Origin of the sequence: Kitasatospora sp. NPDC059571 (assembly GCF_042735675.1) — a bacterium.
Lineage (GTDB): Bacteria > Actinomycetota > Actinomycetes > Streptomycetales > Streptomycetaceae > Kitasatospora.
Genome location: NZ_JBHWBW010000293.1, coordinates 1 through 9840 on the forward strand (window position 1 = coordinate 1; position 9840 = coordinate 9840).

Sequence of the window (9840 nt, forward strand, 5' to 3'; positions counted from 1 at the left end):
CGCTTCCGCACCGGCCGGCCGCCGGGGCGATGTACCCCCCGGGGGGGGGGGGGGGCGCCCCCAGACCCTGGCGGACCCTGGCCGCCTGGCTTCTCCTGCTCGCGGCGGCGGCCGCCGCGGTCGGCGTGTTCGGGCGGGCCACCACCGAGGCGGTCGCCATCCCCGGCAGCGACAGCCAGGCCGCCCGCGACCTCGGCACGGCCTTCCACGACACCCCCTCCGGCCGCCAGCCGGTCGTCCTGCGCACCCCGGCCGGCGGCCCCGCCCTCACCGCGACCGCCACCCGCGCCGCCGTCGAGCAGGCCGCCCGGGCCATCGCCGGGGTCGACCACGTGGTCGCCGTCACCACCCCCTACGACCCGGCCGGCCGCGCCGCCCTGAGCGCCGACGGGCGCACCGGCTACCTGGCCGTCGAACTCGACGTCACCGGCCGGGACGTCACCCCCGCGATCACGCACGCGGTCACCGCCGCGGCCGCACCGGCCACCGCCGCCGGGGTCGAGGTCACCCCCGGCGGGTACCTCGCCGCCGCCGTCGACAAGGGCTCCACCGGCCGCAGCGAGGCCGTCGGTCTGCTCGCCGCCCTGGTCATCCTCACCGTCTCCTTCGGCAGCCTGGTCGCCGCCGGACTGCCGCTGCTGTTCGGCGCCCTCGGCCTCGGCATCTCGCTCTCCGTGATCGGCCTGCTCGGCCACCTGATGGACATGCCGTCGGCCGGCGAGACCATCGCGGCGATGATCGGCCTCGGCGTCGGCATCGACTACACGCTGTTCTGCCTCACCCGCTTCCGGGAGCTGCGCGCGGCCGGCGTCGGCATCGAGGACGCCGCGGTGCGCACCATGGCCGGCTCCGGCAAGGCGGTGGCGTTCGCCGGAAGCGCGGTGGTCGCCGCCCTGGCGAGCCTCGCCCTCGGCGGCCTGCCGCTGCTGTACGCGCTGGCGCTCGCGCCGGGAATCGCCGTCCTGGTCGCGATGGCGGCCTCGCTGACCCTGCTGCCCGCCGTGCTCGCCCTGCTCGGCCGCCGGCTCACCCCCCGGCCCGCCGCCGCCCCGGACCCGGACGCCCGCCCCCGCGGCTGGGGCCGGATCGCCGAGCACGTCGCCGCCCGCCCCTGGCGCTGCCTGCTGGCCGCGCTCGCACTGATCGGCGTGCTGGCCGCCCCGGCCGCGGCGATGTCCTTCGGCCAGCTCGACGCCGGGTCCAACCGGGCCGGCTCGGCGAGCCGCACCGCCTACGACCAGCTGGCCGCCGCCTTCGGCCCGGGCGTCAACGGCACGCTCCAGGTGGTGGACGAGCTGCCCGCCGCGGCGGCCGGCCCGTCCGACACCCGGCTGACCGCGCTCGCCGGCGCGCTGCGCACCACCCCGGGGGTGGCGGCCGTCGCCCCGGTGCAGCTCAGCCCCGACGGCCGGTACGCCCGCTGGCAGGTCACCCCGGCGACCGCCCCCGCCGACCCGGCCACCGCGGCCCTGGTGCACCGGCTGCGCGCCGACACCCTGCCCGCCGCCACCCGCGGCAGCGGCCAGCGGGTGCACGTCGGGGGCACCCCGGCGGCCCAGGCCGACCTGAACGACCGGCTGGCCCGCCGGATGCCGCTGGTGGTCGGCTTCGTCCTCGCCGTCGCCGGACTGCTCCTGCTGCTGGCCTTCCGCTCGCCGGTGGTCGCCGCGAAGGCCGCGCTGATGAACCTGCTCTCGGTCGCGGCCTCCTACGGGGTGCTCACCGCGGTGTTCCAGCAGGGCCACGGCGCCGCCCTGCTGGGCCTGGACGGGGCCGTGCCGATCCCCGGGTACGTGCCGCTGCTGCTGTTCGCGGTGCTGTTCGGGCTCTCCATGGACTACGAGGTGTTCCTGCTGACCGCCGTCCGCACCGCGTACCTGCGCGGCGGCGACAACCGCCGTGCGGTGGTGGCGGGCCTGGCGGGCACCGGGCGGATCATCACCTCGGCGGCCCTGATCATGGTCAGCGTCTTCCTCGGCTACGTGCTCTCCGACGACCCGGTGGTGAAGATGTTCGGCATCGGCCTGGCGGCCGCGGTCGCACTGGACGCCACGGTGGTGCGCGGCGTCCTCGTCCCGGCGAGCATGGTGCTGCTCGGCCGGGTCAACTGGTGGCTGCCCGCCTGGCTGGACCGGCTGCTGCCGCGGGTGGACATCGAGGGCGACGGCCACGAGGACGCCCCCGGCCAGGCGGCGGAGGGGCCCGTGCCCGATGCCGCCCCGGCCGAGGCCGATTCCGCTGCCGATGCCGTGGACGTCGCCCCGGCGAGCGCCCCGTGAGGGCCCGGCGGCGGGCGGCGCTCGTCCTCGCCGTGCTCGCGGCGGCCCTCCCGGCCGCCGACCGGGGGCGGCCGCGGTCGCCGAGCACCGCCTCGCGGGGCGGATCGCCGCCCGGCAGTCCGGCCTGGTGGGCGTTCCGCAGGTGACCCTGGCGGGCTTCCCGTTCGTGCTGGAGGCGGCCCGCGGGAGCTACCCGGAGGTCCGGGTCCGGGCGGACGCGGTCACCGCGGCCGGGCGGCAGGTGCGCGCCGACGTCGACCTGCGCCGGGTCACCGGGAGCGGCGGCGGGTACCGCGCGGCCGGTGCCGACGCCCGGTTCACGCTGCCGTTCGGGCAGCTCGGCGGCGCGCTCGGCCCGGGTACGGCGCTCTCCGCGGACCACGGCCGGCTGCGGATCGACCGCAGCGTCCTCGGCCTGCCGCTGACGGTCACCGCCGAGGTCCGGCTGGCCGGCGGCGCGGTGACGCTCCGTCCGCTCAGCGCCTCGCTCGCGGGGCGGCCGATGGACCCGGCGGACCCGCGGCTGACCGCGGCCTTCGGTGCGGCGGACCGCACGGTGCCGCCGCTGCCGCTCGGCCTCGTGCCGACCGGGGTGTCGGTCGGCGACGACGGGGTGACCCTGCGGGCCGCCGCGAAGGGGGTGCATGTCGATTAGTACATGACATGGCGGGGCGTCAAGCCCGCGCTGTCACGGAGTTGTGACGAACGTGGGAAGAAATCCGATACTTGGTGGACGATCAGCCGCATAGGCTCCTCCCATGGCTCCCCACAACTCCAGAGGATTCCGTCAGAAGACGCTGCTGGCCGCACGGCTGGTGGGCGCGAGTGCGCTCGGCGGCGTCCTGGTCGCCGGGCTCGCCCTGCCCGCGGTCGGTGCGGTCGGCCTGGGGGCCCGCCATGCGGTGGACGACTTCGACAGTCTGCCGGACGACTTCGTCACCCCGTCGCTGTCCCAGGCCTCCACGGTGTACGACGCGGCCGGCGAGCCGATCGCCGTCATCTACAGCCGGGACCGCACGGTCGTGCCCGCCGACCGAATAGCCCCGGTGATGAAGACCGCCCTGGTCGACATCGAGGACAGCCGCTTCTACCAGCACGGCGCCGTGGACCTCAAGGGCATCCTGCGGGCCGTCAACTCCAACGCGGCCTCGGGCGGCACCTCCCAGGGCGCCTCCACGCTCGCCCAGCAGTACGTGAAGAACGTCTTCGTCGACCAGGCCGGCGACGACCCGCAGAAGGTCCAGGAGGCGCAGCGGCAGACCGTCGAGCGCAAGATCCGGGAGCTGAAGTACGCCATCAAGGTCGAGGAGACCCTCACCAAGGACCAGATCCTCACCAACTACCTCAACATCACCTTCTTCGGCCAGAAGGCGTACGGGGTGGAGGCGGCGGCGCAGCGGTACTTCAGCGTCCCCGCCAAGGACCTGACGCTGCCGCAGGCCGCGCTGCTGGCCGGCCTGGTCCAGTCGCCGTCCGCGTACGATCCGACGGTCAACCCGCAGCTGGCCAAGGAGCGGCGCGACACCGTGCTGCACCGGATGGCGGAGCTCGGGCACATCACGCCCGCCCAGGAGCAGGCGGCGGTGGCCTCCCGGCTGGGGCTGAACCCGACCCGCGCGCACCAGGGCTGCATCACCGCCGGGACGGGCGAGGGCTTCTTCTGCGACTACGTGAAGAAGGTGATGCTGACCGACCCGGCGTTCGGGAAGACCCCGGCGGAGCGGCAGGCGCTGTGGAACCGCGGCGGCCTGCAGATCCGCACCACGCTCGACCCCAAGGCGCAGAAGTCCGTGCAGAACGCGGTCACCTCGCACGCGTACCCGTCGGAGAAGCCCGCGGTGGCGATGACCCTCGTCGAGCCGGGCACCGGGAAGATCCTCGCGATGGCGCAGAGCCGTCCGTACGGGCTGGGCGCCAACCAGACCCAGATCAACCTCAGTGTGCCCAAGCGGATGGGCGGCGGGCTGGGCTTCCCGACCGGCTCGACCTTCAAGCCGATCGTGGCCGCCGCCGCGCTGGAGAACGACATCCCGGTGACCCAGAGCTACAGCTCGGGCTACAGCATCCCGTGGCCGGCCATGAAGGACTGCTCCGGCGGCCGCTTCCCGGAGAGCGGCGAGGTGCACAACGACAGCACCAAGCTGGTCGGCAGCTTCGCGATGCCGGAGGCGATGGCGAAGTCGGTCAACACCTACTTCGCCCGCCTGGAGGCCGACGCGGGGCTGTGCAACGTGGCGAAGCTGGCCGCCTCGCTTGGCATCACCCAGCAGGCCGGCGGCGAGAAGCTCAGCGTGGTGCCGTCGATGACGCTGGGCAGCAACGACCTGTCGCCGCTGGAGATGGCGAGCGCGTACGCGGCGTTCGCCGCGCACGGCACCTACTGCGCGCCCACCGCGATCGCCTCGGTGACCGGCCCGGACGGCAAGGCCCTCGCGGTGCCGCGGACGAACTGCACCCAGGCGATGTCCCAGACCACCGCGGACACCGTGACCGCGATGCTCAAGGGCGTCGTCCAGGACGGCACCGGCACCACCGCCGGGCTCGACGACCGCGACAGCGCGGGCAAGACCGGTACCACCAACGAGGGCCGGCAGGCCTGGTTCGTCGGCTACACCCCGGAGGTCTCCGGTGCGGCCGTGGTCAGCGACACCGTCTCCCCGGCCCCGCTGGAGGGACAGCGGATGGGCGGCGAGCGGATCGACGCGGCGTTCGGCGGCACGCTGGCCGGCCCGGTCTGGCGGGACGCGGTGGAGGGTGCGCTGGACGGCGCCCCGGCGAGCGCCTTCACCTCGGTCAGGCTGCCCTGAGCCGTGCCCGGGCCGCCCGGCCGCCCCCCCGGGCGGCCGCGGCGGCCCGGGGCGGCGGCGGGGCGGACCCGGTGGGGCCGGCGGGGCGCTCGCCCCGCCGGGGGGCGGGGCCGGGGGGGCGGGTGTGCTGCACGTCGACGCCGGGAAGGATCCGGCGCAGCGAGACCGGGGCGCCGGTGGCGCGGTGCACCCCGGTGGCGTCCAGCGAGGGCGCCGCGGCGACGATCTCCCGGGACCGGGCGCAGTTGGCGCGCCAGACGGCGAGCGCCTCGGCCGGATCGCCGTCCAGGTGCTCGAAGTCCTGGTCCGGGTCGTCGTCGGAGTAGTAGGCCAGCGGCTCGTCCAGCCCGGCGAACTGCAGGTGCAGCCACCACTGCTCGACGCCGGCGAGGTGCCGGACCATCCCGTGCAGGGTCAGCCCGGACGGCGGCACCGCGTGCTCGGACAGCTGCCCGGCGCTCAGCCCGGCGCACTTGAGGGCCAGCGTCTCGCGGTGGAAGTCCAGGTACGAGGTGAGGATCTCGCGTTCGTCGCCGACCAGCGGCGGGCCGGGCCGGGCGGCGGCGTCGGCCCACGGCTGGGAGTAGTTCTGCGGCGGGATGCCGGGCACGGGGTTCTCGCTCATGCCGCCAGCCTGGCACGGACCGGTGACACCGGGGGGCCGGCGGTCCGGGTCAGGACGCCCCGCCGTGCGGGAACGGGCAGCCGCCGCTCTCCGGCGGCCCGAAGGTGCCGAGCTCGGAGACCTCGTACCCGTTCGGGTAGCCGCGTACCTGCCGCCCGTCCCTGGCCAGGTGCGGCCGGCGGCGCGGCGGCAGCAGCCGGACGAACCGCCCGCGCAGCCGCATCCCTCCGCGCACCAGCGCGGTCAGCAGGGCCGGCGGCCGCGGGTAGCCGAACGCCTCCCGCAGCGGGTCGTCCAGCAGGCAGATCGAGGACCGCCGCATCTGGGCGCCGAGCGGCCGCGGGTACCAGCTCGCGGTGAGGTCCAGGGTGGCGTCGGAGACGTCCCGGCCGCCCCGGTCGAAGGCGAAGTGGGCCCGCTCGTAGTCGTCCAGCAGCCGCTCGAAGCCCTCGTACGTCTCCGGGACGTCCCGCAGCCCCATGTGCCGCCCGAGTTCGCGGTAGTAGTTGACCGCCGCCCGGACCTCGTGCGCCGAGTAGGGCCGCCAGCCGTAGGAGTCGAGCCAGCGCTTGGGCACCACCACGAAGGTGGAGAGCACGTAGACGAAGTCCTCGTTGGAGATCGCGTAGCGCCGGTGCATCCCGTTCATCCGGCGGATCGCCTCGCGGCCCCGGTCGGAGTCGAAGCCGTGCTCGACGACCGCCTCCAGGATCAGCACCGTGTCGTCGTACCGCTTCTGCGCCCGCTCGGTGAACTCGCCCGTCCGGGCCAGCAGCCGGCCGATGCTCGGGACGGCGTACGTGCGGTAGAGCGCGAAGCCCAGCGACTGGCTGGTGTCCCAGGGGAACTCGTACCAGCTGCTGATCCGGTAGATCTCCGTGAAGTCGGTCTCCGGGTCGAGCTGCCGGATGCGCTCCAGCCAGTGGTGACGCTTCATCAGGGTTCCTCGGGCCGACGGGGCGCGGTCGTGCCGACTGTAGGGGCTGTCCAAGATCACGGTCAATGCGCACCGGGGCCCGCGGCGGCCCGGGACGTGCAGCGGTGGGCGCCCGGGTGCAGGGTGAGAGCATGGTGGCGCGCGGACGTCCGGCCGTCCCGCGCGGGACGTGGCGCCGGGGCCACGCGCTCGTGGCGATCCCGCTCGCCTTCATCGCCGTGATCTCGGCCGTCGACATCGCCTCGCCGCCCACCATCCACCTCGGGCCGCTGCTGGTGGTCGCCCCGGCGATCACCGCCTCGTTCGCCGGGCCCTGGCTGACCGGCCTGATCGGCGCGCTCGCGGTGCTCGCGCAGGTCCTCATCGGGGTCTTCCACGGCGGCCTGGGCACCACCAACCACCAGACGCAGATCATCGCCCTGGTCGTGGTCTCCACGCTGATCGTGCTGTACTGCCGGGTCCGCGACCGGCGCCGACGGGAGCTGACCCGGGTGCGCTCGGTCTCCGAGACCGTGCAGCGGGTGCTGCTGCGCCCGCTGCCGGACCGGCTGGGCCCGCTCCGGGTGGCCGCTTTCTACCTGGCCGCCGAGGCCGAGGCCGACGTCGGTGGGGACCTGTACGCGGCGACCCGGGTCCCCGGTGCCACCCGGGTGATCGTCGGCGACGTCCGGGGCAAGGGCCTGACCGCGATCGAGGACGCCGCCGCGGTGCTCGGCGCGTTCCGCGAGCTCGCCCACCACCACGCCGACCTGCCCGCCCTGGCGGCCGGCCTGGACGCCAGCTTCGGCCGGCACCTGGCGGAGACCGGGGACGAGGGCGAGGCGGCCGAGCGCTTCGTCACCGCGATGCTGGTCGACCTCCCGGACGACGGCGGGCCGGTCGGGATCACCAACTGCGGGCACCCGCCGCCGCTGCTGCTGGCCGGCGGCCGGGCGGTCCGTGTCCTGGAGCCCGGTGCGGCGGCCGACGGGCACCCGGGGGACGGCTGCGGGGCGCCGCCGATCGGGCTGGGCTCGCTGCCCGGCATCCGGTACGAGGTGGACACCTTCGACGTCGGGCCGGGGGAGACGCTGCTGCTCTACACCGACGGGGTCACCGAGGCCCGGGACGGCGACCGCGCGTTCTACCCGCTCCTGGAGCGGGCCGCCCGCTGGTCGGCACACGGCACGGCGGCGCTCGAACCGGCCGCGCTCCTCGCCCGTCTGCGCCGTGACCTGCTGGCGCACGGCGGAGGCCGGCTCAAGGACGACGCCGCGGCGGTGGCCGTCGCCCGGCCGGCCTGAGCGGTCCGCGCCCGCCCGCCGGCCCCGGTGGTCCCGGCGATCCCGAGGTGCCCAGGGGCCGAGGGGCTCAGCGGGTGCGGGCCGGGCGCTCCTGGACGCTCCAGCCGTTGCCGTCGGGGTCGCTGAAGAACACGAAGGAGTTCCAGTCGCCGCCCGGGCCCTCGGCCAGCTGCGTGCCGTCGAAGTGCTGCACCGGGCTGACCGGCACGCCCCGCCCGGCCAGCTCGGCGCGGGCCGCCGCGACGTCGTCCACGACCAGCTGCAGGCCCTGCACCGACCCCGGCTGCCCGGAGCCGACCGCCCCGGAGCCGATGACGATCGAACAGGCCGAGCCGCGCGGGGTGAGCTGCACGATCCGGTCGTGCTCGCCGATCCTGGTGTCGGTGTCGACCGCGAAGCCGACCTGTTCGGCGTAGAACCGCTTGGCCCGGTCCACGTCCGCGACCGGGACGACCACCACTTCGAGCTTCCAGTCCACGCGCCGTGCGCCTCCGTCCGGCGCCCGGCGGCGCCCCGACCCACTGTGCGCGGCCGGGCACCCGGCGTCCCGGAGGACACGCAGGGTGTCCGGCCGTGTGTTCCTGCAGTTCAGTCAGGCGATTCGGACTTGAAGAATGGCGAACGAATGTTCGATCCTGGACTCGTGCCCGATTTCGAAAATGTGTTCGTACGGTCGGCGGCGGCCCCACCCGCCGCCGAGGACGCGCTGCTGCCGGTCCTGCCGCCGCTCGCCCCCCTGCTGCCCGGCGGCGGCCTGCGCCGCGGCACCGCGGTCTCCGTCGCCGGGGACACCGCGCTGCTCCTCGCCCTGGCCGCCGGAGCCGTCGCGGCCGGCGGCTGGGCCGCCGCGGTCGGCCTGCCCGACCTCGGCCTCGCCGCGGCCGCCGGCTACGGACTCGACCTGCACCGCCTGCTGCTCGCCGACGACCCCGGCCCGCACTGGCCCGAGGTGGTCTCCGCGCTGGCCGGCGCGGTCGGACTGATCCTGCTGCGCCCCACCGGCCCGGTCGCCCCGCAGCTCGCCGCCCGGCTCACCGCCGTCCTGCGGCGCGGCGGCTGCGCCCTGCTGGTGGCCGGCCCCTGGCCCGGCGCCGGGCTGCGGCTCAGCGTCGGCTCCGGACGCTGGTACGGGCTCGGCGACGGGTACGGGCAGCTGCGCGGCCGCCAGGTCGAGATCGCCGCCGAGGGCCGCGGCACGGCCGCCCGCGCCCGCACCGCCCGGCTCTGGCTGCCGGACGAGCACGGCACCGCCCGTCCGATCGAGGCGGACCGCCGGCCCCGGGCGCTCCCCGAGGCACCGGCGCTCCCGGCCGCGGCCACCGCCGCGGTGCTCCCCGTCCCGGCGCCGGCCGCGGACGTTCCGGCCGGACTGGCGGTGGTCTGAGATGACCGCGCAACAGCCGGAGGTGCCCCGGATCCTGGTGGTCTGGTGCCCGGACTGGCCGGTCGCCGCCACCGCCCCGCCCGGCGGTGAGAGCGGCCCGGTCGCGGTGGTGGAGTCCGGCCGGATCCTGGCCTGCTCCGGCGAGGCCCGGGAGGCCGGCGTCCGGCGCGGCCAGCGGCTGCGGTACGCCCAGCGGCTCTGCCCCGGGCTGCGGCTGCGCGACCGCGACCCGGAGACGGAGACCCGGCGGTTCGAGCCGGTGGCCGCCGCGGTCGAGGCCTTCACCCCCCGGGTCGAGGTGCTCCGCCCGGGCCTGTGCGCCATCCCCGTCCGCGGGCCCGGCCGCTACTTCGGCGGCGAGGAGGCACTGGCGGGCCTGGTGCACACCGCCGTCGCCGAGGCGCTCGCCGCCGGTGCCGCCCCGGCGGCGGTCGAGGCGCCGCCCGCCGCGGGCCCGGGCGAGGGCCCCCCCCGGGGCCCCCCCCCCCCCCCCGCCCCCCCCCCCGCCCCCCCCCCGCCCCCCGG

Annotated in this window: 8 protein-coding genes and 1 pseudogene; 6 read left to right on the forward strand and 3 right to left on the reverse strand. The window is 76.3% G+C overall.

Annotated elements, in window-relative coordinates:
• The 3 genes from ACFV0G_RS26515 to ACFV0G_RS26525 all read left to right on the forward strand — a co-directional run.
• Window positions 1–2279: MMPL family transporter (locus ACFV0G_RS26515; RefSeq protein WP_380552918.1), on the forward strand; the 2279-nt coding region annotated here is incomplete at its 5' end.
• Complete coding sequence (locus ACFV0G_RS26520) at window positions 2245–2934, forward strand: DUF2993 domain-containing protein (RefSeq protein ID WP_380552921.1); 690 nt, start codon at window positions 2245–2247, stop codon at window positions 2932–2934. The genes ACFV0G_RS26515 and ACFV0G_RS26520, both read left to right, overlap by 35 nt.
• A gap of 103 nt (window positions 2935–3037) precedes the next feature.
• Window positions 3038–5086 (forward strand): transglycosylase domain-containing protein, encoded by a 2049-nt coding sequence (locus tag ACFV0G_RS26525; protein ID WP_380552924.1) that lies wholly within the window; start codon window positions 3038–3040, stop codon window positions 5084–5086.
• Here the strand turns inward: ACFV0G_RS26525 and ACFV0G_RS26530 are convergent.
• On the reverse strand, window positions 5073–5711 hold the full coding sequence (locus ACFV0G_RS26530; RefSeq protein ID WP_380552927.1) for a DUF664 domain-containing protein: 639 nt from the start codon (window positions 5709–5711) through the stop codon (window positions 5073–5075). The genes ACFV0G_RS26525 and ACFV0G_RS26530 overlap by 14 nt on opposite strands.
• Before the next feature lie 49 nt (window positions 5712–5760).
• Window positions 5761–6648, reverse strand: a complete 888-nt coding sequence (locus tag ACFV0G_RS26535) for an oxygenase MpaB family protein (protein ID WP_380552930.1) — start codon at window positions 6646–6648, stop codon at window positions 5761–5763.
• A gap of 131 nt (window positions 6649–6779) precedes the next feature.
• Here ACFV0G_RS26535 and ACFV0G_RS26540 point away from each other — a divergent pair, with 131 nt between their 5' ends.
• On the forward strand, window positions 6780–7931 hold the full coding sequence (locus tag ACFV0G_RS26540; RefSeq protein WP_380552933.1) for a PP2C family protein-serine/threonine phosphatase: 1152 nt from the start codon (window positions 6780–6782) through the stop codon (window positions 7929–7931).
• Between the two features lie 67 nt (window positions 7932–7998).
• Here ACFV0G_RS26540 and ACFV0G_RS26545 read toward each other — a convergent pair whose 3' ends face one another.
• Window positions 7999–8409 carry a VOC family protein gene (locus tag ACFV0G_RS26545; protein ID WP_380552936.1) on the reverse strand — a complete coding sequence of 137 codons (411 nt, stop codon included), beginning with the start codon at window positions 8407–8409 and terminating at the stop codon, window positions 7999–8001.
• A 165-nt stretch (window positions 8410–8574) separates the two neighbouring features.
• Here ACFV0G_RS26545 and ACFV0G_RS26550 point away from each other — a divergent pair, with 165 nt between their 5' ends.
• Together ACFV0G_RS26550 and ACFV0G_RS26555 are read left to right on the forward strand one after the other, a co-directional pair.
• A complete protein-coding gene (locus tag ACFV0G_RS26550) occupies window positions 8575–9315 on the forward strand; it encodes a hypothetical protein (RefSeq protein ID WP_380552939.1) in 741 nt (246 codons plus the stop codon).
• Window position 9316: 1 nt separating this feature from the next.
• Window positions 9317–9840: pseudogene (locus ACFV0G_RS26555) on the forward strand (hypothetical protein); the annotation flags it as partial.